We start from the raw sequence: 24,882 nt of genomic DNA, 5'->3' as shown, positions 1-24,882 counted from the left end.
TAGGCGCTCTTCCTTAACTGATTCGGTTGAAAATAGGGTCCATCCAGTCCGTCGGAAGTTTCCGGACCGAATTATTCAGTAACGCACTCCACTGGTGTGAAACCCCTTCCATGTCTTCTTTCTGGAGCCGGTGTTCGATCAGGTGAAAGCTATCTTTGGCGTAGACGACCACATCGAGCGGGTAGTCGACGTCGTTGGCGCTGACCCGCGTGGCGTCGAAGGCCAGAAAACCCATCTTTAATGCTTCCTGAAGCGACGATTCATAGGTCAGGTTACGGTACAGCAGGGGTTTTCCGTAGCCCGAATTACCGATGATTTTAAACGGAGAGCCCTGATCGACTTCGACCCAGTTGCCTTCCGGATAGAGCATATACAGCTTGTGTTCTTCGTCGTCTTCGAGTTGCCCACCCACGATGGCGTTCAGGTTGAAGTTAAGCGCTGAAGCTTCCAGCGCCAGCTTGTCTTCCCGGGCCACCCGCCTGACCTGTTCGCCAAATGCATTGACGGCTTTGTATAACTTGTTGAACGAACGGTCTTTCTCGCCAATCACTTCCCGAAAATAGGTAATGGCTTTGTCGCGTACGGAGCGCAGGCCGGAGGTCATGATGAACAGAGAGTGGTTTTCCAGTTCGTGAACCGAAATCTTGCGATTGGACGAAACTTCGGAGCCGGAGGTCAGTCGGGTGTCGGCAATGGCGACTAGGCCGGCGGCTACTTTGATACCTAAACAATACGTCATTGAATCAGGAAACTACAAGCTATGGCGAATGGCAAATATACAGGTTTCCGACTTTGGGCTTCTGTTTTCAACCAGTTTTTGCAAAAACAACCCGGTTTTGTTTCATCAGGGGTCGTAATTGCAGACGGGTTTTTAAAAAAGGGTTTGTTACTTGCAGGGCCAAAACCGTACCAAATTCGGTCGGCCAGGCAGGAAACAACCTCGAAGAATGAAACACGAAACGAAAAAAGAATCGCTGGCCGACGCGCCCAAATACCGGTTCTGGCGGCAACAGGCCGAAACCAACGGGCTGATTATTCACAAAGTCGATGAGTTTTATATCCGCCGACGCCACAACGGCGAAGTGTTGTTTGCCATGCTCGAAGTGGACGCCGACACGCCCGAGGGCGATAAAATACCGCCCGCGCTGTTCCTGAAAGGCCACGCCGTGTCGGTGCTGGTGTGCCTGATCGACCGGGAGACGAAGGAAAAATACGTGGTGCTGGTGCGCCAACGCCGGATTTGCGACGGCTCGCACACCTACGAGCACCCGGCGGGTATGGTCGATGCATCGGACGATCCGGCGGAGGTGGCCGCCCGCGAGGTGGGGGAGGAGATCGGCCTGACCGTCCGGCCCGACGAACTGACCCGGCTCATGAACCGGCTCTGTTTTCCGAGTACGGGCACGAGCGACGAAGCCATGCACTATTACTACCTCGAACGGGAACTGCCGCGCGAGGAGATCATGGCGTTTCACCACAAAAACATGGGCGTGGCCTCCGAATTTGAGCGGATCACGACGGCCGTGACAACCCTACCGGAAGCGCACAAGCTCATCAACAACATCAACGGGCTGCTGATTCATTTTTTATACCTCCAGGCCGTGGGCGATTACGACACCATGAAGTTGCTGTGAATGAGGGGGAAAGGCATGGGGCGTAGGGCATAGGGCAGGGGAAGGGGAAGAAAATTGAAAAAAGAAAAAAAACGGATTTGTGAAAACGGAGCAAGATTCCCTATATTTGCAACCCGAAACGACACCGCGCGTTCGTTCTGGACCCGTAGTTCAATGGATAGAATTTCAGATTCCGGTTCTGAAGATAGGGGTTCGAATCCCTTCGGGTTCACTAATTAATTTTTCAACCCGCTAACTTTCAAAGAGTTAGCGGGTTTTGTTTTTTATCCGGGACGCTTTGGGGCCGCTGGAAGAAGAAAAAGCCCAACTCATAAAGCTTGTCGCGGACTTATTTTCCACCATTTCAATGTCCACTTTTCAGGGTCAAGCTCACTGAGCGGGATCAATAATCTTCCTGACCAATCTCATGGAAAAACCGCCGGTGAGCCGGCACCTTTACGGGCGTTAAACCGGCAAATCACCGGATTGGTTTTATCGCTCACTTTTCCTCCCGACGAGCCACAAAGGCTCGTTTAGCACCGTATGCCCATTCTTATTTTCTTTCTGACTCATTGGTACCTGTCCGTACTGATGCAGACGTTCTTTCTCCACCGCTATGCCGCCCACCAGATGTTTACGATGAGTAAAGGCTGGGAAAAGGTATTCTACGTATTGACCTTTATTTCGCAGGGATCTTCGTTTTTGAGCCCCCGCGCTTACGGTATCATGCACCGGTTGCACCACGCCTACGCCGACACCGAGAAAGACCCGCACTCGCCCGATTACTCGAACGGCATTTTCGACATGATGTGGAAGACCAAAGCGTTCTACAACAACATCGTGCATAACCGCGACGACATTCCGGCCAAGTTCAAAAAAGGCGTGCCCAATTGGCAATGGATGGAGTGGTTTGGCGACCGCTGGGCAGTCCGGCTGGCCTGGGGAACGGCCTACACCTTATTTTACATCTATTTTGCGACGGCCTGGTGGATGTTCCTGCTGCTGCCGATTCACTACCTGATGGGGCCGGTTCACGGCGCGATCATCAACTGGTATTCACACAAGTATGGTTACACTAATTTTGAAGTGAACGATACGGCCAAAAACCTGCTGCCGTTCGATTTCCTGATGATGGGCGAAGCCTACCACAACAACCACCACAAATTTGGCGGTCGGCCCAACTTCGGCGGTTTTCGCTGGCACGAGTTTGACCCGGCTTACCCGCTGATCCTGCTGCTGAACAAACTGGGCGTCCTGAAGTTACGGTTGGGCCGGGATTTGGAGTATATGTGAATCAACTGAACGGATCATGCAAAAAAGGGACCAATGCGTCCCTTTTTTTGTTACAAATTGTACGTAATGTACATTTCGATCAATTCGTACAAAACCGTACCTTTATCCTTTATAGAAAAGCCTTACTTAACTGTGCTAAAATGAAAATATTGTCAACGGCCGAAGCCCGGAATCAATTTGCCGATTTGGTGAACCAAGCTGCTTTTGGAAAAGAACCGGTTGTTTTGACCCGACGGGGAAAGAAAGTAGCGGCCATTATTTCGATTGAAGACCTGGAATTGCTGGAAAGGCTTGAGGATGAGCGGGATGTTCGGGAAGCCGAAAAGGTGTTAGCTGCTAACGAACCCACGATCTCGTTGAACGATCTGAAAAAAGAATTAGGTCTATAAAAGCAAGCCTGGCCGATAGGGGCCAGGGCTTTCGAGTATGTACCGTATTGAGTTTACAACGTCAGCCAGCCGCCAGCTTAAAAAGTTCGACAAAGTGACTCAGGCCCGGCTTGTTCGCCAGATCAGTGAGTTAGCCAGCCAACCCCGGCCTCCCGGGGTGAAGAAGCTGGAAAGTAAAGAAGATTTGTATCGTATCCGGGTTGGGGATTATCGGGTCATCTACACCATCAACGATTCAGAACTGCTGGTGCTGGTGGTTCGCATCGGGCACCGTTCGGATGTCTACGAGTAATCAGGCAAGTTGTAATTTCCCGCCCCGCCAACGCATCCCGAGCGTGGCAATGAGCACCATCGTCGCCGAACTGACCGGCATCAGAATGGCGGCAACCACCGGTGACAGGTTTCCGGCAATGGCGAACGAAAGACCAATGCAGTTGTAAATCAACGAAATACCGAAGCTGAAGCGGATCAGGCGCATCCCAAACCGGCTGTAGGCCAGAAAGTCGGGGAGGGTGGACAAGGCGCTGGCTTCCAGAATCCCGTCGCTGGCGGGCGCAAACTGGATGGTGTCGTCGGTGACGGCAATGCCCACATCGGCCTGTTTCAGCGCTCCGGCATCGTTCAGGCCGTCGCCAACCATCAGCACCTTGCGGCCTTCCTGCTGCAACGACCGGATAAAATCCAGCTTTTGCTGCGGGCTGCAGTCGAATACCATCCGGTTTTTGTCGGTAAACCAATGCTGCAATTCGGGCCGGGAGGCATCGTTGTCGCCGGAAAGCAGGTACAGGCTATAGTCGGAACGCAAGGCCGAGAGCATGGTCTGGATGCCGGGGCGGTAGTGGTTCCGGAACCGGAAATAGCCCTGGTAGGCATTGTCGATGCTGACGTGAACCGTGGAGCCTTCGGCTTCTTCAACGTCTCCTGAAAATGGATTGACAAACGAGCGCGACCCAACCCGCACCGGAACCTGGCCGTCGACGAGGCCCTTGATGCCGTTTCCTGGCACTTCCGCCAGGTTTCGGACCGGAAATACCATCTCATCTTTTAAATAAGCGGTCAGTTTGCGACTGAGCGGGTGGGCCGAATGCCGCACCAGCGAAGCCACCAGCGAACGCCCGGTTTCATGCAGCGGTTTGCCGATGTACTCAATGGCCGGTCCGGATTCGTCGGTAGCCGCCAGGTGGCTGGACGTAAGTGTGCCGGTTTTGTCGAAGACGATTGCATCACAGGCAGCCATTTGCTCGATCACGTCGGCGTTTTTCAGGTAAAATTTCAGTTTGCCCAATATCCGCATCCCATTTCCGAGCGCGAACGGATACGACAGCGACAGCACGCACGGACAGGCCACGATTAGAATGGCCGTGAATGCATTGACGGCTTTGGACGGATCGTTCAGGTACCAATAGGCTCCGACGCCAACCGCCAGCGTCAACACACTGATCGTGAAATATTTCCCGACAGCGTCGGCAAACGTACGAATCCGGCTGGGCTTGTTTTTCCGAAACGCATCGTTGTTCCAGAGTTGGGTCAGGTAGCTTTGCAATACTTCCCGCACAACCTCCAGTTCGATGGTAGCGCCCACCTGTTTGCCCCCGGCGTAGAGTAGCGAGCCCGGCGCTTTTTGCTCCGGTTCGGATTCGCCGGTTACAAAACTATAGTCGATCGTCGCTTCACCGCTGTACAGAATCCCGTCGGCCGGAATCAGTTCGCCGTTCCGGATGCGGATGTGATCGCCCTTTTTCAACGAAGCCACCGGCACCGAGCTTTCCCGGTTTTTGATCAGGAGGGTAACCGCCAGCGGGAAGTACGATTTGTAGTCCCGTTCGAACGACAGGAAATCGTAGGTCCGTTTCTGAAACCATTTTCCGATCAACAGAAAGAAAATCAGGCCCGAAACCGAGTCGAAATACCCGGCGCCGGTTTGGGTCAGTACCTCGTAAATGCCCCGGAAATAGGCCGTCAGCACCCCGACCAGAATCGGCAGATCGATGTTGATCATCTTCCGGCGCAGGGCCGCCCAGACCGATTCGAAGTATTCCCAGCCCGAATAGAACACCACCGGCGTTGCCAGCGTCCAGTTGAGGTAGCTGAACAGCCGCCGGAAGGTCGGATCGTCCAGCCCGAGGTATTCGGGAAAGCTGAACAGCATAATATTTCCGGCGCAAAAACCAGCCACGGCCAGCTTGTATAAGGTCGGTTTGTACGACGGTTTTTGCTGCTCCTGCACCACATCGTTCAGGCTGATGAGTGGTTCGTAACCCAGCGAGGTGAGCAGTTCGGCCAGTTGGCGCAGCGACAGATCGGCCTGCCGGAACGTCACATGGACGTGCTTTTTTAGAAAATCGACCCGCGACCGCTGAATGGCCGGATGCAGCCGGTACAGGTGTTCGAGCAAATACAGGCACGAACTACAGTGAATGGCCGGTACGTAAAACGTCACGTTCGACTGCGTACCGTCGGTAAACTCAATGAGTTGGGCGATGATATCAGGATGGTCGAGAAACTCCAGTCGGGGCACGCGGGGCGACTGGCCGGGCGTGGCCGTGATATCGTAATACTGACACAACTGGTTGTCGTTCAGCACCTGGTAGACGGTTTTGCAGCCTTCGCAGCAAAACCTTTTCTCGTCGAGGTGGATCGAATCGTCGTCGCACGCATTGCCGCAGTGGTAACAGGTGAGACTCGTAACCGGGGTCGTCGTCATAGTCCGAAAATTTTACCAAAATTCGGGGTTTATCAACGCGGTTTGCATGAGAAGAATCAGGCGTTGGGCTGACCTTTCTTAAAGTCGGTCGGCGGTTTTGGGGCCAATTTTGGAGAAAAATAGGAATGTGGCCCGGCCGTGTTCCCATCAGCCAATCATGACAAACGATCTGATCCGCAAATACAACGTTCCCGGCCCGCGCTACACCTCGTACCCAACCGTTCCGTTTTGGGAAGCCGATTCGTTTAGCGAAACCGCATGGATCGAACGGTTACAAACCGCCTTTTCCGTTAGCAACCAGAAAAGCGGCATTAGCCTGTACATTCACCTACCGTATTGCGAAAGCCTCTGCACGTTCTGCGGCTGCAACAAGCGGATCACGAAAAACCACGCGGTCGAGCAGCCCTACATCGAGACGGTTTTGGCCGAATGGAATCTGTATTGCGACCTGCTGCCCGAAAAACCCCGGATTACGGAGCTACACCTTGGGGGCGGAACACCCAGCTTTTTCAGCCCCGACAGTCTGCAACAACTGCTGGCAGGCTTGTTTGCGTCGGCCATCCGGCCGGAAGCCGGGTTTGAATACGGCTGGGAAGGTCACCCGAACAACACGACCCGCGAGCACCTGCACGTTTTGTACGACTACGGTTTTCGGCGCGTGAGTTTCGGGGTGCAGGATTACGATCCGGCGGTGCAGCGGGCCATTCACCGGATTCAGCCCTTCGAAAACGTGCGACAGGTGACCCGCTGGGCGCGCGAAATTGGCTATACCTCCATCAGCCACGATTTGGTGTTCGGCCTGCCGTTTCAGCAGATTGACTCCATTCGGCAAAACGTGGCGAAAACGCTCGAACTGCGTCCTGACCGGATTTCATTTTACTCCTACGCCCACGTGCCCTGGCTCAAGGGCAACGGCCAGCGGGGTTTTCGGGATGACGATTTACCATCGGGCGAACAAAAACGGATCTTGTACGAAACCGGGCGGGCCTTGCTGGAAGCCAATGGGTACGCCGAAATCGGGATGGATCATTTTGCCCTGCCGCACGATTCGCTGTATCAGGCCATGCAAACCGGGACGCTGCACCGGAATTTCATGGGCTACACCACCACGCAGACCGACGTGCTGATTGGCCTGGGCGTTTCGGCCATCGGCGATGCCTGGACGGCTTTTGCCCAGAATGAAAAAGACATTGACGCCTACACCAACCACGTCCGGGCGGGGCAACTGCCGGTGCTGCGCGGCCATTTGCTGATTGAGCGCGATGGGTTCATCCGCCAGCAGATTCTGAACATCATGTGCCGGTTCGAAACCCGCTGGAACCTGGCCGACTGGTCGGAAGCTGAGTGGGAAGGAATCGAACCCCGGCTGGACGCCCTTTGCGCCGATGGCCTGATTACCTATGACGAAAGCGGTTTGCGTGTCTTGCCCCAGGGCTATCCCTTTCTGCGCAACATCTGCATGGTATTCGATTGGCGGCTCAACCAGACGCAACCCGTCAAAAATCTGTTTTCGCAGACCGTCTGAAGGCGGTTTAGGGCTATTACCTCTGTTGCGTGTGGTTTTCCTACCAGGAAGGTCGCACGTGTTGGTTCGGGGTAAACCGGTTTTTGCCCGAAATAGAATGCCTCTGCCTGATAACTCATCCCAGCTAATTACCACTCATCCCGGTATTTTTGCCGCTAAAGTACTATGTATAGCAAGGTACCTTATGTTTGCGCTACCTTTGAATCATCAAACGGCCCGAAAGGCAGTAAACAACAAAGAACTCTAACGCAACTAAACAACAGATAACAATGAAAACCGTATTTGCCTCCGCTTTCCTCGCTCTGACATTAGCCACTGCTACCGCTACGTATGCCGATGGTAATAAGGAAGTCACCGAAGCCAAATCGTCGTTCCAATCGGCGGTTTACCCAGTCATTAATACCCTGAAAGTGACTGTAAACATCAGCAAAGTGAAAGACAGCAAGGTCAACGTCCGGTTGCTGAACGAAGCCGGTCAGACACTCTCGGCGTTGAAACTGGGCAAAGACAATGAAATGTCAACCATCCGGTTTGACCTGAACAACCTGGAAGACGGTATTTACAAAGTGGAAATTTCCGACGGTTTTCGGACCGAAGTCAAAACCGTGAAAGTCCAAACCAGCACGCCGGTAGCCGCCGAATACCGGGCGATCAGCCTGAACTAAGGGCCAAAACCTTCACAATTTGATAACCCACTGACACCAGGATTTGAATTATCTTTGATGTGGCAAGTAAGACCCCGCTCAACGAGAGTCACATTCCGGTGTCGGTGCGACCGAACGGGGCCTTGCCGCTATCCTTTTGCCTTCTCATGTTCATTGGGTAATCCAGACAGGCTGATGGCTTCCGGCAGTCGCTGTTTCTACGATCTAGATTGAAAGGGACACGGCCCGGCATCTTGCCGGGCCGTGTTTTTTGTGCATTCCGACAAATTCGCGCCCCTTTATCCTTCTTCCGGCGCGTCCGTCAATGCTGTCAAAAAGGCCTTCAGGGCGGCTTTTTCGCTTTTAGTCAAGTTCAGCCGGTCGGCGGGCAGCGTCTGATTTTCCAGTTCAATGCCCAGCCCGGCCGCTCCGCCCTTGTCGTAGAAGTCGATCACCTCGTCGAGCGTCTCGAAAGCGCCGTTGTGCATGTAGGGGGCGGTTCGTTCGATGTTCCGCACCGTGGGCGTTTTGAAGGCATTTTTGAGTGAAGGTAGCTTTGTCAGCGCATACCGGCCCGGGTCGGGGTCCAGTTGCTTCGCGTTCGGACGAACCGGGACGCCGATGATTTCGGATTCGGTTTTGGTAAAACCGGGTGGAATGGTGCCGTTGAAGAGCGGCATGAAGTGGCAGATGCCGCATTTGGCCTTGCCCATGAACAGGTTAAACCCGGCCACTTCTTCCACACTCAGGGCGGTTTTTTCGCCCCGCATATACCGGTCGAAGCGGGCATTCAGCCGGACCAGCGAGCGTTCATAGGCTGATAGCGCATTCTGTATATCCACCGGTCGAATCGTGCCTTTGGAATCCGGAAACGCTTGCTTGAAACGGCTAATGTACTCCGGTCGCTGCTGCAATTTCCGGGCAGCTTCTTCCAGCGAACCCCGCATTTCGTCTACATTGTGCACCACGTCGAGCGATTGGTTTTCAAGCGTTTGGGAGCGCATGTCATAAAACTGACTGTTTTGCAAAGCTGCATTAATCAGCGTCGGCGTGTTGCGGGACACCAGGCGGTTTCCGCTCAGGGTGGTGTTTTTTGGCAAGCCGTCGGTAAATGCCTTGTCGGGTTGGTGGCAACTGGCGCAGGAGCGGGTATTGTCGGCCGACAGAATCGGGTCGGCAAACAGTTTTTCGCCCAGAAGCACCTTGGCCGGATTCGTCCGCATCCCGGCATGGGGCGCCCAGAAATCCGGGTTGAACGCGTTGGGCTCGAACAGCGTGGCCGCATCGGCGCGCAACGCCCGAACTTCCGTAAACGGCTGAATCCCGGCGGTTTTCTGGTAAGCCAGCAGGTCCGTAGAGAGCGTATTGGCGAGGGTCAGGATGAAATGAGCCCGGTCGAAGGTGTCGAAATCCGGGTGCTTCGTCAGGTACATTTCGGCTTCCTGAAACCGTTGATGGAGGGCTTCAAATCCGTCATGTTCGGCATAAAACGACAAATACGTGCGCAGGCTGGCAAGAGAGATGGCCGCTTCGGGCAGGGCGGTCCGGCACAAAGGCGTATCAAAACCGGCGATGCCGAGCGAGATGATGCGGAACACCTGAAGCCGCAACGCATCGAAAACGTGCGCATCAGTCAGTGCAGTAGCTTCCCAGACGGTCCGAACCCGCACAAACTGATTTCGCAAATTCTGAAGCTGTCGCACCAGTTCCGTTCGATCCAGCCCGGTGTCTTCGGCGAACAGCAATTCTTCAATGACTTGATAACCACCCGGCTCGAACGCCTTTGTTTCCTCTACTTCTACTTCGTCCAGCGGTGTTCCGTTGATCAGGCGGGAACTACCGGGCAGGTAATATTCCGTGAAATGCTCCAGTTTTTTAAACCGTCGTCGACTGTCGAGGAACGTCCGGCGTAGGCTGTCGACCGAAGCCGACGTTTGCGCCATTGGCAAAAACCGGTGAATCAGGTGGTTTTCCAGCGAATCAAGATCAGTCAAAAATTGCCGGTACACCCGTTTTTTAGGCGACTGTGCTGCCTGACCAGACCGGTCAATCCAGCCGAACAGCCCAATGCTGACCAGAACCGTTGCGGCAAACAAACTGATTGTTTTTTTCATACCAATCCTGAAAAAAGTGAACCCGCCCATCGTTGGACGGGCGGGCTGAATGAAGAGGAAGGCTTATTTCGCTACCCCGCGCAGAATGACCACCTGGCCACCTTCTTTGTTGGTGCTTTTGCCGCTACCATCCGGGTTCGCGTAGGCATCGCTTTGCCAGGTGTGCGGGTGCAAATTCAGCAGAAACGTGTTCGGAACACCGGTTTGCTTTGAAATATCATACATCGCACCGTATTCCCATGAGCTGAGCAGTTGGCTATTGACAGTGTTGTATTTGCTGTTGAACGTCGGTTCGTTCCGGCGGTGATTCATTTCAAGCATCGGTTTCAGCTCTTTGGTGGCTCTTGAATACTGCCACACCCGACCGTCGTGTTTGTTGTCGAGGTAGAAAGAATCGCCGTCTTCCTGGATGTACACGAAGTTTTCCGTCACACACAGGTTGTCGGGGTTGACGATGTTGTTGCCCGGATCGACGCCACCGTCGGCAATGATTTGCAGCGTTCCCCGCAATGGGTTGCCTTCCTGGAGGTTCACGCGATAGACCCGGCCCCACATGGTTTTGCCCGTTACCGGCGTTTTTTTGTCGGCCTGGCTCACGCCCGTTGCCGTAAAATAAAACTCACGGCCCCGCTCACCACCGCCCCCTTTGCGATAGTCGATGTCTTCGACGCGGGCAAACTGCACGGCTTTTTTCTCCACCGACTGGGCGGCAATCTGCGCTCCCGTCGAAGCCGCCGGATTGTCTACTTCCACAAACTCAATGTCATACAACTGACCCGGCACCATGTTGGTCTCAACGGGGTCCTGATTCACCCGGCGTAGGAAGTAGAGTTTGCCGTTTTGCAGATCACCGACCGAATTGGACACGTATACCAGCACCTGACCGTTCGAATCGTCTTCGCCGATGACAATCACGGTTTTACCGGGGAAGGCCTCTTTCGGCAGTGGCACGGCGTTTTCCATGCTGGCTTTCCCGAGCGCAGGCAGGACGCGGTTTTTATTCTTTTTGTCGGCCGGACCGAGCGGGTCGATCGCGTGAACCATCGATTCGGCACCACTTTCACCGGCGGTCAGGAAAACCGGGCCGAAACCGTGTTCTTCGGGCGTTGCCATCGTCGCCGAGCACAGCCGCCACTGGCCTCCTTCGTAATCGACAATGTACTCTCCTTTGACGGGTTTGAAGGTTTTGTCGAGATAAACCCGCGATACCGATTGATGAATTTCGTGGTTGTTGATGAGGACGAAACCGTCGCCGTTTGGGTTTTTCAGCAAGTCCGCACCGTCGGGTTGCGCACCAAAAATGAAATCGGGCGATTGCTCCAGTTTGTCGTCGCTGCTGATGAGCGGGTAAATACCGACCGCTTCGAAACCGGGCAGACTCTTGACGAGCGAAGGGTTAACGGAATACGATTTAAGCTGGACAGTCGAGTCCTGGGGTGGTTGGTGATCCTGTACGGAACAACCCGCGAGCAATACCGCCAGGGCGGCAGCCGAAAGGCCGGGAGAAATGTTCATAGGTAAAAAGCTAAGTGCGTGAATTTGGGTACAAATAACCCGTTGGCGCGTTATTTCAGTTTTACGGAACTATGAAGGGTGGAAGAATTCGCCGGAAGAAGAATTAACAAAAAGGCAACGAGTTTCCGAAAACAGGTATCAATTTGACGGCGCCAGGGTCAGCAGAAATTGCTGATAGCGCACCTGCGACTGAAGCGTGGCCAGGTGTTGGGAGAGGGCCGGGGCCGGAGCGTTTAGGATCAACAACCGTTTAAAAGCCAGGCATTGGTCGAGCAAAGGCGTTTGTAACGCAGTTTTCCGACGAGGCTCTGAGACCGAAAGAAGGGTAACTTCCTGAGCAAGTTGACGGATTTGCTCGTGCATCTCCAGCAAAACCGCTTCCGGCTGACCAGTTATGACGGCCAGCCGCAACGCCGTGACCGACGAATCAAGCGACTCCAGGTGCTGAGAATGAAGGGTATGTAACTCCTGGTGTGCCGGTACAAGGGGACGGGTCACCGACGGAGCCAGCAGAATGCAAAACCGCCAGGCACCCCAGGTGGTCAGACCCATCAGCAACAACAGCCAGAAGCTCTGGTTGAGTCGCCGTAAAAGAAGAATACGCAAAGAGTGAGTCACGAAACAGGCAAATGGTTGTCTAAAGTTCGGTTACCTAAATAACCCCAGCGTGAAGCGAATGTGAACGATTTGCTAAGTTTAGGTCCGTTGTACGAAATGAGTCGAAGAGTCTATGCGAAAATCTGAATTGGTTAAAGTACTTTCGGGTTTCTTGATCAATAGTAGGAGAAAGCGGTCTGGAAGTCTTCTTCGCTCACCGACTTACCTGACTTGAACGTACCGCCAACCTAACAGCAACAACGCTATCCCGAATCAACATGAACAAGCACGGCACCGGTTTTAAAACCCAAGCACTTCGGATACTTTTTACGTTTTTAATGCTAGTGTCGATGGGGGTGAGTTACCAAACCGCTTCAGCCCAGCAACCAAAAACGATGGTGCGTATTTCGGAAATTGAAATAGAACCGGTTTACCTGGAAGAATACAAAACTATCCTGACAGAAGAAGCGGCTGCCTCCGTAAAATTGGAGCCTGGGGTAATTGCCATCTTTCCGATGTACCAAAAAGAAAATCCGGCATCGGTGCGGATTTTGGAAATGTATGCCAGCCAATCCGCTTACGAGCATCATTTAAAAACGCCACATTTTCAGAAGTACAAAACCACTACGCTAAAGATGGTAAAATCACTAAAACTAGTCGATATGGAAGCGCTGGATAGGGCCATAGCGCCGATGATATTCAAAAAGATAAATGAAAATAACCGGTAAGTAGCAAAGGTGAGTACCGGCAGAGGTTTATGCCTGAAAAGAAACGGCCCGAGTGCCGTAGCATCCGGGCCGTTTAGCCTATTTCTTTTCGGTTTTTTCAGCCTTCGGCTGCTTTTTTTCTTCTTTGGTGGTCACTTTGATCAGCTTGGCCGCCAACTTTTCGGACGACTGCTGGACCAGTTTTTTCAGCTTTTTGGACGCATTCCCCCCTTCGGCCAGCTTCGTTTCAACGGATTGAGCAATGCTTTCGGCCAGCGCTTTCTTTTGGGCTTTCATACAGAATTGGTTTGACGTAAGGTATGGTTGACAAAGAACCGGCAAACCAATACGGAAAAACCACCAAAATCAAAAACCGGGTGTTATCATTCTGTTACGGAAACGAGCGGGCACGCTTTTACCTGCCCGAACCCGTTGACGGTTCCACAACCCGGAAGGTGGTTTTTTCGGTAAACGTCCGGCCGTAAGCGTCCTTGGCACGTACCTCGATGGTATGTTGGCCAACGGGCAGATCACCGCCGAGTTTGGCCCTCCACAAGTGAGTCGACAACACCGGTGCGGACGGCTTGGTACCGCTCAACGGCTGGTCGGCGGAATCGTACCGGAACCGAACGCCCAGCATGGCGGGGTCGGCTTCGGCGACCTGCGCCATTGGCTTCCAGGCTCCCTGACCGATGCGGTATTGCAACGAATCGTGCTGGCTGCCCTGAAAGAAGTTGGCATACAGGTCATTCCGACCCATCTGCCCTTTGGCGATGGCCTTGGGGGCATATAAGCCAATTTTATAGGTTTCAGGCTGGCCCGCAATCCGGTAATCGAACGAATACTGGTTGCCGTTGAAGGTCAGGAACAGGTAGCCCTTCGGTGTTCCGTCGCGCATGGTCGAAACCGGCACACCCTGAGCATTGTTCTCGCCCGAATACCAGTCGCCGGAAGTCGTGCCGACGTTGTATTCGTGGTGGGGCGTATCGCGTTCAAAACCGTCTTCTTTCCCGTGAAAAAAGTGCTGCTGAATGTGCGTGTGGGCCGACAGCGACAGTGTGTGCGGGAAGTCTTTCAAGGCGGCAAACAGCCGCTCGCGGTCGGCCCGGCGGAAGGTTTCACTGGGCCCTTCGGTGAACAGCGGAATGTGGTGACACAGCACAACGAGGTGGTCTTTCGGAACGTGCTTGAGGTCGTTTTCGATAAAATCCAACTGATCGGGGCGCAAACCGCCCTGGTAACCCGACTGGTCGCGCGGGTCAGGATACAGGATGTCGTCCAGCACGATGAAATGGACTTTACCGTGCGTGAAAGCGTAGGTATTCGGACCATACATGGCTTCGAAGCTTTCGTCCGACAAACTATCGGCTTTCACGTCGTAGTTCATGTCGTGATTCCCCATCACCTGAAACCACGGCAGGTTCAGCTTTTTGATAACGGCGTTGTAATCGGGGAAGAGGGGCGGATTGTCGCCGACCAGATCGCCCAGACTGATGCCAAACCGGAAATTGCCGGTTTTTCCCAGCAATTCGGACACCACGCCCTTGTCGAAGAAGCCCACCTGTTCGGTGGTGTACACCTGCGGATCGCCGAACACCAGAATCTGGTATTGATCCGGTTCATCCTGTTTGGTCAGGGCAAAATCAACCGATTTCGGCAACGGCCCCGTCGGCGCAACGCCCGGAAATTTCAGCGCGGGCGATCCCTGCGGTTTATGCCGGTAATAAAACTGGGGCAGATTCTGCGAATTGACCGGCAGTTTGTACCCCATCGGTTTGATCACGAACAGGATGTTATCCGCTCCGACGGGTAATTCATACCGGCCCTTCGCATCGGTCAGGACCACGTCACGACCATTCGAAACCGGGACGTTGGCAAGCCCGATTTCCCGGCGGTCTTTTTTCCCGTTCTGGTTCTGGTCTTCATAAACAAAGCCCTGGGCGGTTGTCTGGGCCTGGGCCAGCACTGAGCCCAGCACCAGCGCGCCGGACAGCATTCCACGGAGTAATGGCGTTGTATGCATAATCATGGGAGGGTTGTCAATCAAGCCGGAAAATTAAACCACCGGACCTTATGGTTTGTCGGCGGTTGGGTTATCAATTTATTAAAAATACGGATGAATGCCTGCCCAACCGAAAACGATCTGCTTGGGTGGGGATGAGCAGAGTCGGCCAAAAGGCGAAAACGGGGAGGGGATATGGAGTTTAATTGCCCGTCGTGGAAAGGGCTTTGAAGCGTTGACGGGAAGGTTGCTGCGGTTTGTCGGAGTTGACCGCCCGGTGGATAGCTGCCAGAAATAAGTAATAACCGCGTGCGTACCAGCCCCGGAATTGTTCGCTGGCGTGGGCGTCATACCGGGGCATGAAGTCAAGCAACCGGTTCAAATCGAACGTATCAGCAGCTACTCCGGCCCCGACCCGTTCTCCGTCCAGGGCGTTACAGGCCTGTTCGTAATGGTTCGGCTGCGGAATCATCAAAACCGGTTTTCCGAGGTAAAAGGCTTCACAGACCGATTCAAAACCGGCCGTCGTGACCACGGCCCGGCAGGTCTGCATGGCGTCCAGAAACCGCTGGCCGTCGATGGCGTGGTAGGTCAGGGTGGCATCTATGCGTTCTTCCGGTGCCTTGGCTTGTCCGTGAAAACACCGCATCGGAATGTCGGGGTGTTGCTGGTGGGCTTTCAGCAACTGCGCAACCAGCCCTGAATTGGTCGTGTAAGCCAACAGAAAATCACCCGTTTCGGGCTGGCGTTCGATGGCTTCCCGGCGCAGCAGGGGTGGAACAATGCGAAGACGGCTGCCCGGTACGTCGGGCTGCTGATCGAACGAGAGAGCCAGCAGTTCGCGGGCACCCCAGGCCGTCAACCGCGAGGTCATTTTGAACAAAAACCGGTCGAGCAATTTACCCGCCGGAAACCGGAACTGCGGATGAAAAGCCAGGTACTGGTGGGCCACACAGATCATGGGCACGGCGGGGCGGTGCAGGCCGTAGGTCAGGCCACCCAGGAGTTCATAAAAATTAACGACCAGATCGGGTTTGAGGGTAGCAATGGCGTCCCGGATCTGGCGGATGCTCTGGCGGTAGGTTCGCCCGTTGAGCAGCGCCTGCCAGGCGGTTTTCGAGGGTTGGAGCGCATGGGTTTGCGTATGGTACACGAGCCCGGGGCTTAACAGGGGCGTCACCGGCGCGGGAAACTGCCCGGTGAAAAAAGCCGGTGCCGGACGGTTTTGGGTAACGCCCACCAGTGCGCCGACCACCTCATGCCCTGCGGTTGTAACCAGTTGAGCAAAGGCAAGGGCCTGGGTCAGGTGCCCGCGGCCTTCTCCCTGTACCAAAAACAGAATACGCATGGGCAAATGGATTAATTTTAATCCTCGAAACTACTCTCCGAATGTGATACGAATTTTACTGCCTGGTTAACAAATTGCTCAGATTCAGGCGATTTCCTGCTTTTTCTTAACACATTCTTAACAAAGACTGCTTTCGGATACGGTCGGAAACCGCTTACCTTGCCGCTCATTTGTCTGTATTCAGCGTTTGCGACCAACACCACCTTCTTTTTCCCGTGCGGATTTTGGGCCCGACTTCGTCTGGGGAGCGGCCACGGCAGCCTACCAAATTGAAGGCGCGCACCAGACCGACGGACGCGGACCGTCAATTTGGGATACGTTCACCCACGGACCGGCCTGGAGCCGGGCACGTGAAAACGGCGACATCGCCTGCGATTTTTACCACCGCTACGAATCGGATTTGCAGGTACTAAGAGAGATGGGGTTTCGGGCCTTTCGGTTTTCCATTTCCTGGTCGCGAATTTTTCCGGAGGGCACCGGGCGGATCAACGAAGCGGGGCTGGCTTTTTACGACCAACTGATTGACACCTGCCTTCGGCTGGGCATCGAACCCTGGGTGACGCTCTATCACTGGGACTTGCCCCAGGCACTCGAAGCCAAGGGCGGCTGGACCAACCGGGCCGTTATTCGCTGGTTTTCGGAGTTTGTCGACTGCTGCACGAAGGCGTTTGGCCACAAAGTAAAGCACTGGATGGTGATGAACGAGCCACTGGTGTTTACGGCGGGCGGGTACTTTGCCGGGATTCACGCGCCCGGTCGGCGCGGCCCCTGGAATTTTTTACCGGCGGTTCACCATGTCGCTATTTGCCAGGGAGAAGGGGGGCGGATTGTGCGCCGGAATGTGCCCAACGCCCGGATTGGTACCACTTTGTTCTGTGCTCCCATCGACCCGCATACGCCCGCACCCCGCGATGTTCGGGCAGCCGCGCGCATTGATGCGCTGGGAAACCGGCTATTTATCGAACCGAGTCTGGGGCTCGGCTACCCGGTGCAGGAAGCGCCCCTGCTCAAACAAATCCTGACAAAATACGCCAAATTGGGCGACCTGCAACGGGCAACGTTCGACTTCGATTTTATCGGACTGCAAAATTACTTCCGGCTGGTGGTTCGGCACGACTGGTTTACGCCCTACGTCTGGGCGCGGGAGGTGAAACCCCGCCAACGCCGGGTGGCTGAGATTACGGCGATGGACTGGGAAGTATACCCCGAAGGCCTCTACCGCGTAATCCGTCAATTTTCACAGTATGAAAAGGTTCGGGACATTGTAATTACCGAAAACGGGGCGGCTTTTCCGGACCGGCTCCAAGACGGCAGGGTCCACGATCCGCAGCGGGTCAATTATTACCAACAGTATCTTCAGCAGGTGCTGCGGGCCAAGCGGGAGGGCTTTCGGGTCAGTGGCTATTTCGCCTGGTCGCTGATGGACAACTTCGAATGGGCCGAAGGCTACCGGCCCCGTTTCGGACTGGTGTATGTCGATTATCCAACCCAGCAACGCATTATCAAAGCATCGGGGCACTGGTTCCGCGATTTTCTTAGCGCCTGAATTCGGTTATTTTTCCGGATCACTGGCCCGATTGAACCATTTTTTAGTATTTAAGAAAAAATAATTCAGGAAAATAGGTGATTTCCATGAATTATTTGACTCTATAGTTAAGAAGAACACGTGTTTTTCATCATAGGTTGGTTGAGCACAGGCTCCGGTGATTGCCGGAGTTTTGTGTTTGAGGCCAAATAGACAAGTCGGGACAGGCTCGCACAGGGTCATGAAAAAGGTATATGTCCGGGGAGCGTTGCCCTAAAAGAATAGCATCGGTTTGTAATGAAAGCCCTCCGGTTTCGTCTAGTCGTTTAGAACCTAATCCTGCGCTGCCGATGAAACTTCTTCAACTTCTGCTACTCGTATTGCTCTACTTCCTGTTGATCAAATGTTCTGCTCAGCCGCCTTTGGGTTACCGGGTTGAGGGTCACATTCGGGGGTTGTCGGACGAAACCAGGATGTACCTGATCGACGGTGGTCAACGAAAGATCATCGATTCGGCGGTGGTGCGGCAGGGGCGGTTTGTGCTGGCCGGAACCTTGACCGAAGCCGCCCATACGTATTTATACGCCGGGAAGGGCAGAAGCAGCACGAAACTGGCGGATATTTTGCTCGATAACCGGACATTGACAATAGAGGGACGTGAACCGGTTTACGACAGCATCGTGGTAACCGGCTCGGACATCGACCGGCTTTGGAAGGAATGGAGCCGGGAAGACCTGCGGATTGGTTATCAACGTTTCCGAATCAAACAAGTCTACGAGTCGCTGGTCAGTAAAGAGGATACCGCCAACGCGAACGTGCTCAGGAAGCTGATAAACGAGCTGACCACCGCCCGGATTGAGTTGTTGAAAACGTACGTGCGACGCCACCGGACCTCGGCGGTGGGGGCGGTTTTACCCACTTTGTGTACCCTGGGGGATTACCTGACCCAAGCCGATTACCTCGAAATGTACCAGAGCCTGTCGCCAACCTGGCAGAATTCGCGCTTCGGCCGGGAGATTTTGCTGGAGGCCCGTCGGAAAGGCGTACAGCCGTGAGGTGTTGTCTTGTCGGCACCGGGGAACCACTAACTGAACAGCAACGTCAGGGCGATCATCACAAAGGTGAATACCACCAGCCAATCCGGGCGCTCGGGCCGGGGCGGTTTTCGATCCGACTGGCCGAGTTCGTTATAAAACCGTGCATGCCGCAAGGGCCGCGTCTGGAGCGATCGTTGAAAATAAACCGGAAGTGTCATAGCGTTTTGGGTAGTTTACCAACCCAAAACTGCATTGTGTTTCTTAAGCCTTCCTGAATATCTGCTTAAAATTTGCTTAGAAGAGGATCGGGAGACGGTATTCGTTATTCAGTGTTCGATATTCGATATTCGGTGTTCCGTTGTCGCTAGCCTATTATAGTCTTCAGCGGAAAGAGGGACCAATAACGAATAATGAATAACGAACACCGAATATCGAATACTGCATATCGACTACCGAAAACCGTCCTTCACTTCGGCCACCGGGCCAGCGGCTCGACGGTTTTGCGGGCGGTTTTTTCCGCTTTGGCGGGGACTAGTAAAACCGTCAGGGCGGTTTTCGAACTAGCCGGAACCGTTACCTCGAATCCGACGCGGAGGGTACCGGGGTTGGGGGCATCGTACTCGTGCGTGGGTTCGGTCGACCAGGTTTTCAGCACCGCATTCGCCGGTTCGCGTACCTCCAGTACCAGCTTTTTGCCGTCTTTGGTCAGTTCGGCTTTGTTGTTGCCGAGCAATTTTACGTCCGCCGGGGTCAGCATGGTCCAGCGAATCGTCGTTTCGGCGGGGCGGGTTTCGAGTTCATCACGCACCACAACGTAGGCTTTATCCACCAGCGCAACGCCCCGCGTGGCTTTCTGCAAGGATTCCGAATAGAGGTCTGTCAAGTCCGTGACGGCGTGCATGAAGGCCATTTGGTCTGACGATGCGGTAATGGGGGCTTTGCCGGTGACTTTCTGCAATTCGTTATTGACCGTCAGCGTGTTGTGAACAAAATTGTTGTACCGAAAAACCTGCCAGCGTTGAGAATCCTGCTTCATGTTCCACAAGTCGACGCCTTTCGATTCCAGCGATTCGTATTCCTGCATCCCGAAATCCATCGCCCAACGAACGCCGTCGGCTTCCATCACAAACGACCCGACATCCATGTGGGCGTGGCTGGCGGACGGGGTTCCGGCTTTCAGGCCGAGGTAAACAGCCGCCGGGTCAGTCCAGGAGGACCGCATCAGGGCGACCGGCGTTTTGCCCTGGCCGGTCCACATCAGGTTGTTGGGCTCCGCGATCGCGCTGAGTTTCACTCCGTTGCTCCAGAGCATCGTGGCTGGCAGGAGCCGGTTTTTGACAAACTTGCTGGCGTCGTGCAGCAGGTGGTTTCGCTCAACCCAAAGCAAGGAAGGATCTTTCTGGCGGGTGGCAAACCAAAACATGGCGGGTTGCAAACCTCCGCCCAGTCCGGCGTCGGAATAGTTGAAGGCGTTGCCAGATGGCCCCGTCATGTGTCGGAGGTAGCCCGCCGTTTTCAGAAAACCGGGTTGGGAGGCCAGGCCAAAATCGGTGCCAAATGCCTTTTCGAGTGCGCTGATCAACATGACGTTGAAGCTGGTGCCGTAGCCCCAGTAGCCGTAGCCTTCGGGATAAGCGCCGTCCGGGCTGTATTCGGTCATAGGCCGGACGACCGTTTCGATGGCCCGGTTGATGATGCTTTTGGCCAGTTCCGGCTTGTCTTCGAACAAGGCCAGCGCACCATAAACCATTCCGGCGTTACAGACCTGGTTCCAGTTGTTGGTGACTTTCAGCCAGTTATTGAATTTGGGGTTCAGAGAGGGTTCAATGCCATTTTTCAGAATGGCATTTTTGATGGTGGTCCGCGACGATTCGGGCAAACCGTCGTAGAGCCAGTCGTACCCCAGGGCCACGGCCATCGTCATTTCGCCCACATCCAGAAAATGAGTCGGGTTCCAGTCGCTGAAACCGGCAATGGCCAGCAATTCGTTTTCCGCGCGCCGGAGGTAGTTTTCCTGCCGGGTCATGCGCCAGCCGTACGACAGAAAAAATAACCGGCGCAGCCCTTCGCGGGATTTGTCGAGCAATCGCCGACCGATCTGAATCCGCTGGATGGGTGGCACATCAATCAGCGCGTCGCACTCGGCCAGAATCGCGCCGTGCAGTTTGGCCCAGGCCGGGTCGGCTGCGATGGTACGTTTAATGGCGTCTTCTTCGCCTTTCAGCAGCAGGAGCCGTGGGTGGTCTGGTAGGGTAACTTTTGCGCCAAGGTGATCGGTCTGGGCCAGAGCCGTGGTACAGGCCAATAGGGCGATAAAAACCGGTTTCAGGGTAGGCTTCATGGAGGGAGTCGGTAAGGGATTGGTACGCGATACCATAAGCCTGCTCCGGGACAGGTCTACCCAAAAACGCAAAAAAATGAGCCTGCTCACGCTGGCGAGCAGGCTCATGAAAAGAGGAGTTGATTACTTGTACAACGCGTCCCGCTGCGCTTTAACTTTCTCATCAACAAGGTATTCGTCATAGGTCATCAGCTTGTCGAGGTGTCCTTTCGGCGCTAGTTCGATGACGCGGTTGGCGATGGTTTGCGCAAACTGGTGATCGTGCGAGGTAAATAAAACCGGTCCTTTGAAATCAATCAGACCGTTGTTTAGGGCCGTGATGGATTCAAGGTCGAGGTGGTTGGTCGGTTCGTCCAATACAAGCAGGTTAGCACTCGACAGCATCATTTTCGACAGCATACACCGCACCTTTTCACCTCCGGACAAAACCGTTGCTTTTTTCAGGGATTCTTCGCCCGAAAACAGCATCCGGCCCAGAAAACCGCGGATGAAACTCTCGTCTTTTTCCGCCGAATACTGCCGCAGCCAGTCGACCAGGTTGAGGTCGGTCTGGAAGTATTTGTCGCGGCCCGTGTCGTTCGGGAAGTAAGAGGGCGTGATCGTTACGCCCCATTTGAACTCGCCTTTGTCGGCTTTGCGTTCGCCCGCCAGAATATCAAACAGAGCCGTCACGGCCAGGCCGTCGCGGCTGAAGAAGAAAATTTTGTCGCCTTTCTGCATCGAAAACGACAGGTTGTCAAACAGTTTGACACCTTCTTCGCTGGTGTAGCTCAATCCTTCGACGGTCAGAATCTGGTCGCCTGGTTCGCGCTCCGGTTTGAAGTTGACGTACGGGTATTTCCGCGACGAAGGCGCAATGTCGTCGATGGTCAGTTTTTCGAGCAGTTTGGCGCGGCTGGTGGCCTGCTTCGATTTAGACGCATTGGCGGAAAACCGCCGGATGAATTCTTCCAGTTCCTTCCGTTTGTCTTCGGTCCGTTTGTTCTGATCCTGCCGTTGTTTCAGCGCCAGTTGGCTCGATTCGTACCAGAAAGTATAGTTACCGGTAAACAGCTTGACCTTCGAAAAGTCGATGTCGACAATGTTTGTGCAGACCTGGTCCAGAAAATGCCGGTCGTGCGACACAACGATGACGGTATTCTGAAAATTGGCCAGAAAGTTTTCCAGCCAGATGCTCGATTCCACGTCGAGGTTGTTGGTCGGTTCGTCGAGCAGCAGAATGTCAGGGTTGCCAAACAGTGCCTGGGCCAGCAAAACCCGCACTTTTTCGGAGCCATTCAGGTCGGCCATCAGGCTATAGTGCAGGTCTTCCTTGATGCCCAAACCGCTCAGCAACGAGGCTGCGTCGGATTCGGCATCCCAGCCGTTCATTTCCGCGAATTCAGCTTCAAGTTCGGCCGCCCGCTCGCCGTCGGCATCCGAGAAGTCGGCTTTGGCGTACAGGGCATCTTTTTCCTGCGTGATGGCATACAGCCGCTCGTTACCCATGATCACGGTTTGCAAAACCGGGAATTCGTCGTAAGCGAACTGGTTCTGTTTCAGGACCGAAAGCCGTTCGCCCGGAGTAATCGTGACAGCGCCCGTCTGCGGTTCGATTTCGCCGGACAAAATTTTCAGGAACGTTGATTTCCCGGCGCCGTTGGCGCCGATGACGCCATAACAGTTGCCAGGTGTAAATTTTATATTGACGTCGTCAAAGAGCACCCGCTTGCCGTATCGGAGCGAGACGTTTTGTACTGAAATCATTCGTAGGTTCTCCGGATTGAATTGAAGCGCAAAGGTAGGGAAATTTGGCCGGTTATGCCATTTAACACACAAAAACCCTGACAGGGCTAAACCCTGACAGCGGCTGCAGGCCCTGTCAAGGTTTAGCCTGTTCTGTTGATAAGTCAGCTTTGCATACAGTACTTGCATCAAGGAACGATGTGTGCCATATTGCGGTTGTAGTACCGACAAAATGCACGATTATGACTAATTCAACCTTTCCACCGCAAACGACGATTTATGCACCTTACGATGTGATCAATAAGTCGCGACAAGGCGTGCTACGGTTTGAAGCCGATCAGGTAGCCGACCTGGCTGGCTTAACCGACAAGGAAATGGCCCGCATTCTGAATATGTCAGATCGTAACCTGCACCGGCTTAAGCCCAACGAGCGGATGTCCCGTGATGCTTCGGAACGGCTACTGCTGCTAACCAACCTGCTGCGGCACGAACTGGATGTTTTTGACGAGGATGCTGAAACCCTTGCTGAGTGGTTGCGGTCGCCCATCCGCGAGTTGAACAGCCAGTCGCCGATTCAGTTGCTCGACACGGCAACCGGTTTTGGGTTGGTGAACGACGTGCTGGGCCGAATCGAACACGGCATAGTCGGGTAGGACATGCTGAGGGTTTACCGAACGGTGAAAGCTAACTACGCTACTGATCCGCTGGCTACCGAAGGGGCGCGGCTGTTTGGTGGACGCTGGAATCCAAAAGGCTTTCCGCTGTTATATTCAACTTCTTCACCGGCACTGGCGTTGGTAGAATCGCTGGTGCATCAGCCCCTGGTGAGGTACGAGAAGTTGCCGAAACTGGTTCTGTTCACCCTGGAAGTGCCGGAGTCCGGGTGGTGAAGCAGGAACCGTTTCCCATCGAACGGCGACTGTGGCGCGACGAATCTTGACGCCATGAAATCCCTGACAGCGCCGGGCCGGCGCTGTCAGGGTTAGTCGCGTTCGACCTTGCCGCCCCCGCTCGTATTCTGGTTGAGGTTGGCTGGATTGCCCCGGTAGCGGACTTTGCTGCCCCCACTGGCTTCGGCCGTCAGCGATTCGGTCGCATTCACTTCGGCCTGGCTGCCGCCCGATGCTTTCGCTGTGACCCGATGGGCCGGATACTCGAAGGCCATGACTTTAGAACCGCCGGATACATCCAGTGTTACCTGGTCGATCAGGCTGAGAATGGAATCATCTCCGCCCGTTGTGACTTTGGGTTCGGTAAAGGTGACTTTAGAGCCGCCGGAAGCAACAATGTCGGTGCGTTTGGCAATCACTTCGAAGTTCCCGTGCGAGCCACCAGACAAATCAACGTCCAGATTGGCTAAATCAGCAAAGCCCTGCACCGTACCATGGACTCCGCCCGTATACTTGACGCCCCGGAGTGTTGGCATGCTGATGGTGAAGGCGGTCGCATACTTCCGGTTTTTGAAGTTCCGGTAGTTAATATAGAGCGTGCCGTTGCGGTTTTCGACTTCCAGATCATCCAGGTTACGCTGGTCGCCTTTGGCCATAATTTTAATGCCACTGCCCTGGGTGACGGTTACATCCATGCCGCTGTGGACTTCGAGACGGTCAAAATTAGCAATCAGAAAAGCTTTTTCACCTTCTTGAAGCGGGCCAACGTCTTCGCGGTTGCAACCCGATAAACCGGCAACAAATGCCGTCAGAAGGGCAGTCAAATACAGGAAAGATTTCATCAGTTTGTTTGTTGTTTATGATCCAAAATTCGCAGCCGGTGATCAGTTCGCCAATTTTTTACCGACTGAAT

The 24,882-nt window shown here is 54.2% G+C and carries 23 protein-coding genes and 1 tRNA gene; 12 read left to right on the top strand and 12 right to left on the bottom strand.

What is annotated here, in order from left to right:
- Positions 1 to 13: 13 nt before the first annotated feature.
- Positions 14 to 739, bottom strand: a complete 726-nt coding sequence (locus ACO2Q8_RS02310; RefSeq protein WP_423343155.1) for a peptidase — start codon at positions 737 to 739, stop codon at positions 14 to 16.
- Positions 740 to 947: 208 nt separating this feature from the next.
- On the opposite strand from ACO2Q8_RS02310, the gene ACO2Q8_RS02305 reads away from it, so the two are divergent.
- The 5 genes from ACO2Q8_RS02305 (at position 948) to ACO2Q8_RS02285 (ending at position 3,587) form a co-directional block, all read left to right on the top strand.
- On the top strand, positions 948 to 1,634 hold the full coding sequence (locus ACO2Q8_RS02305) for an NUDIX hydrolase (protein ID WP_423343154.1): 687 nt from the start codon (positions 948 to 950) through the stop codon (positions 1,632 to 1,634).
- A 139-nt stretch (positions 1,635 to 1,773) separates the two neighbouring features.
- Positions 1,774 to 1,845 (top strand) — tRNA-Arg (locus ACO2Q8_RS02300).
- A 311-nt stretch (positions 1,846 to 2,156) separates the two neighbouring features.
- Positions 2,157 to 2,906, top strand: a complete 750-nt coding sequence (locus ACO2Q8_RS02295) for an acyl-CoA desaturase (protein ID WP_423343153.1) — start codon at positions 2,157 to 2,159, stop codon at positions 2,904 to 2,906.
- Between the two features lie 140 nt (positions 2,907 to 3,046).
- A complete protein-coding gene (locus tag ACO2Q8_RS02290) occupies positions 3,047 to 3,295 on the top strand; it encodes a type II toxin-antitoxin system Phd/YefM family antitoxin (protein WP_423343152.1) in 249 nt (82 codons plus the stop codon).
- A gap of 37 nt (positions 3,296 to 3,332) precedes the next feature.
- Positions 3,333 to 3,587 (top strand): type II toxin-antitoxin system RelE family toxin, encoded by a 255-nt coding sequence (locus ACO2Q8_RS02285; protein WP_423343151.1) that lies wholly within the window; start codon positions 3,333 to 3,335, stop codon positions 3,585 to 3,587.
- On the opposite strand, the gene ACO2Q8_RS02280 is transcribed toward ACO2Q8_RS02285, so the two are convergent.
- Positions 3,588 to 5,999, bottom strand: coding sequence for a heavy metal translocating P-type ATPase (locus ACO2Q8_RS02280; RefSeq protein ID WP_423343150.1), 2,412 nt, complete (start codon positions 5,997 to 5,999; stop codon positions 3,588 to 3,590).
- 157 nt (positions 6,000 to 6,156) lie between these two features.
- Between ACO2Q8_RS02280 and hemN the strand changes: the two genes are divergently transcribed.
- Together hemN and ACO2Q8_RS02270 are read left to right on the top strand one after the other, a co-directional pair.
- Positions 6,157 to 7,524, top strand: a complete 1,368-nt coding sequence (hemN, locus tag ACO2Q8_RS02275; RefSeq protein ID WP_423343149.1) for an oxygen-independent coproporphyrinogen III oxidase — start codon at positions 6,157 to 6,159, stop codon at positions 7,522 to 7,524.
- 269 nt (positions 7,525 to 7,793) lie between these two features.
- Positions 7,794 to 8,189 carry a T9SS type A sorting domain-containing protein gene (locus ACO2Q8_RS02270; RefSeq protein ID WP_423343148.1) on the top strand — a complete coding sequence of 132 codons (396 nt, stop codon included), beginning with the start codon at positions 7,794 to 7,796 and terminating at the stop codon, positions 8,187 to 8,189.
- A 278-nt stretch (positions 8,190 to 8,467) separates the two neighbouring features.
- Here ACO2Q8_RS02270 and ACO2Q8_RS02265 read toward each other — a convergent pair whose 3' ends face one another.
- The 3 genes from ACO2Q8_RS02265 to ACO2Q8_RS02255 form a co-directional block, all read right to left on the bottom strand.
- Positions 8,468 to 10,282, bottom strand: a complete 1,815-nt coding sequence (locus ACO2Q8_RS02265) for a cytochrome-c peroxidase (protein WP_423343147.1) — start codon at positions 10,280 to 10,282, stop codon at positions 8,468 to 8,470.
- 63 nt (positions 10,283 to 10,345) lie between these two features.
- Positions 10,346 to 11,797: a hypothetical protein gene (locus tag ACO2Q8_RS02260; RefSeq protein ID WP_423343146.1), complete on the bottom strand. Its 1,452-nt coding sequence runs from the start codon at positions 11,795 to 11,797 to the stop codon at positions 10,346 to 10,348.
- A gap of 138 nt (positions 11,798 to 11,935) precedes the next feature.
- The gene (locus ACO2Q8_RS02255) at positions 11,936 to 12,403 is read right to left on the bottom strand and encodes a hypothetical protein (protein WP_423343145.1); all 468 of its coding nucleotides are present in this window, start codon (positions 12,401 to 12,403) and stop codon (positions 11,936 to 11,938) included.
- A gap of 269 nt (positions 12,404 to 12,672) precedes the next feature.
- Here ACO2Q8_RS02255 and ACO2Q8_RS02250 point away from each other — a divergent pair, with 269 nt between their 5' ends.
- Complete coding sequence (locus ACO2Q8_RS02250; protein ID WP_423343144.1) at positions 12,673 to 13,122, top strand: putative quinol monooxygenase; 450 nt, start codon at positions 12,673 to 12,675, stop codon at positions 13,120 to 13,122.
- Between the two features lie 78 nt (positions 13,123 to 13,200).
- On the opposite strand, the gene ACO2Q8_RS02245 is transcribed toward ACO2Q8_RS02250, so the two are convergent.
- From ACO2Q8_RS02245 to ACO2Q8_RS02235, 3 genes are all read right to left on the bottom strand, one after another.
- The gene (locus tag ACO2Q8_RS02245; protein ID WP_423343143.1) at positions 13,201 to 13,398 is read right to left on the bottom strand and encodes a hypothetical protein; all 198 of its coding nucleotides are present in this window, start codon (positions 13,396 to 13,398) and stop codon (positions 13,201 to 13,203) included.
- A gap of 118 nt (positions 13,399 to 13,516) precedes the next feature.
- Positions 13,517 to 15,124, bottom strand: a complete 1,608-nt coding sequence (locus tag ACO2Q8_RS02240) for a calcineurin-like phosphoesterase C-terminal domain-containing protein (protein ID WP_423343142.1) — start codon at positions 15,122 to 15,124, stop codon at positions 13,517 to 13,519.
- Positions 15,125 to 15,305: 181 nt separating this feature from the next.
- The gene (locus ACO2Q8_RS02235; protein WP_423343141.1) at positions 15,306 to 16,451 is read right to left on the bottom strand and encodes a glycosyltransferase family protein; all 1,146 of its coding nucleotides are present in this window, start codon (positions 16,449 to 16,451) and stop codon (positions 15,306 to 15,308) included.
- Between the two features lie 187 nt (positions 16,452 to 16,638).
- Between ACO2Q8_RS02235 and ACO2Q8_RS02230 the strand changes: the two genes are divergently transcribed.
- Both ACO2Q8_RS02230 and ACO2Q8_RS02225 read left to right on the top strand, forming a co-directional pair.
- Positions 16,639 to 17,997 carry a GH1 family beta-glucosidase gene (locus ACO2Q8_RS02230; protein ID WP_423343140.1) on the top strand — a complete coding sequence of 453 codons (1,359 nt, stop codon included), beginning with the start codon at positions 16,639 to 16,641 and terminating at the stop codon, positions 17,995 to 17,997.
- Positions 17,998 to 18,326: 329 nt separating this feature from the next.
- The gene (locus tag ACO2Q8_RS02225) at positions 18,327 to 19,031 is read left to right on the top strand and encodes a DUF4369 domain-containing protein (protein WP_423343139.1); all 705 of its coding nucleotides are present in this window, start codon (positions 18,327 to 18,329) and stop codon (positions 19,029 to 19,031) included.
- A gap of 29 nt (positions 19,032 to 19,060) precedes the next feature.
- On the opposite strand, the gene ACO2Q8_RS02220 is transcribed toward ACO2Q8_RS02225, so the two are convergent.
- The 3 genes from ACO2Q8_RS02220 to ACO2Q8_RS02210 all read right to left on the bottom strand — a co-directional run bounded on the left by ACO2Q8_RS02220 (position 19,061) and on the right by ACO2Q8_RS02210 (position 23,100).
- Entirely contained in the window at positions 19,061 to 19,231 is a 171-nt protein-coding gene (locus ACO2Q8_RS02220; RefSeq protein ID WP_423343138.1) for a hypothetical protein, read from the bottom strand.
- Between the two features lie 248 nt (positions 19,232 to 19,479).
- Positions 19,480 to 21,354, bottom strand: coding sequence for a heparinase II/III domain-containing protein (locus tag ACO2Q8_RS02215; RefSeq protein ID WP_423343137.1), 1,875 nt, complete (start codon positions 21,352 to 21,354; stop codon positions 19,480 to 19,482).
- A gap of 123 nt (positions 21,355 to 21,477) precedes the next feature.
- The gene (locus ACO2Q8_RS02210; protein WP_423343136.1) at positions 21,478 to 23,100 is read right to left on the bottom strand and encodes an ABC-F family ATP-binding cassette domain-containing protein; all 1,623 of its coding nucleotides are present in this window, start codon (positions 23,098 to 23,100) and stop codon (positions 21,478 to 21,480) included.
- Between the two features lie 221 nt (positions 23,101 to 23,321).
- On the opposite strand from ACO2Q8_RS02210, the gene parS reads away from it, so the two are divergent.
- Both parS and ACO2Q8_RS02200 read left to right on the top strand, forming a co-directional pair.
- The gene (gene parS / locus ACO2Q8_RS02205; RefSeq protein ID WP_423343135.1) at positions 23,322 to 23,732 is read left to right on the top strand and encodes a type II toxin-antitoxin system Xre/ParS family antitoxin; all 411 of its coding nucleotides are present in this window, start codon (positions 23,322 to 23,324) and stop codon (positions 23,730 to 23,732) included.
- A 3-nt stretch (positions 23,733 to 23,735) separates the two neighbouring features.
- Complete coding sequence (locus ACO2Q8_RS02200) at positions 23,736 to 23,969, top strand: RES family NAD+ phosphorylase (protein ID WP_423343134.1); 234 nt, start codon at positions 23,736 to 23,738, stop codon at positions 23,967 to 23,969.
- Positions 23,970 to 24,061: 92 nt separating this feature from the next.
- On the opposite strand, the gene ACO2Q8_RS02195 is transcribed toward ACO2Q8_RS02200, so the two are convergent.
- A complete protein-coding gene (locus tag ACO2Q8_RS02195; RefSeq protein ID WP_423343133.1) occupies positions 24,062 to 24,811 on the bottom strand; it encodes a head GIN domain-containing protein in 750 nt (249 codons plus the stop codon).
- Positions 24,812 to 24,882 lie beyond the last annotated feature (71 nt).

It is taken from the genome of Larkinella sp. VNQ87, from assembly GCF_049445795.1.
Classification (GTDB): Bacteria; Bacteroidota; Bacteroidia; order Cytophagales; family Spirosomataceae; genus Larkinella.
Note: the sequence above shows the minus strand (reverse complement) of the source record. Positions and strands in the feature narration are given on the sequence as shown.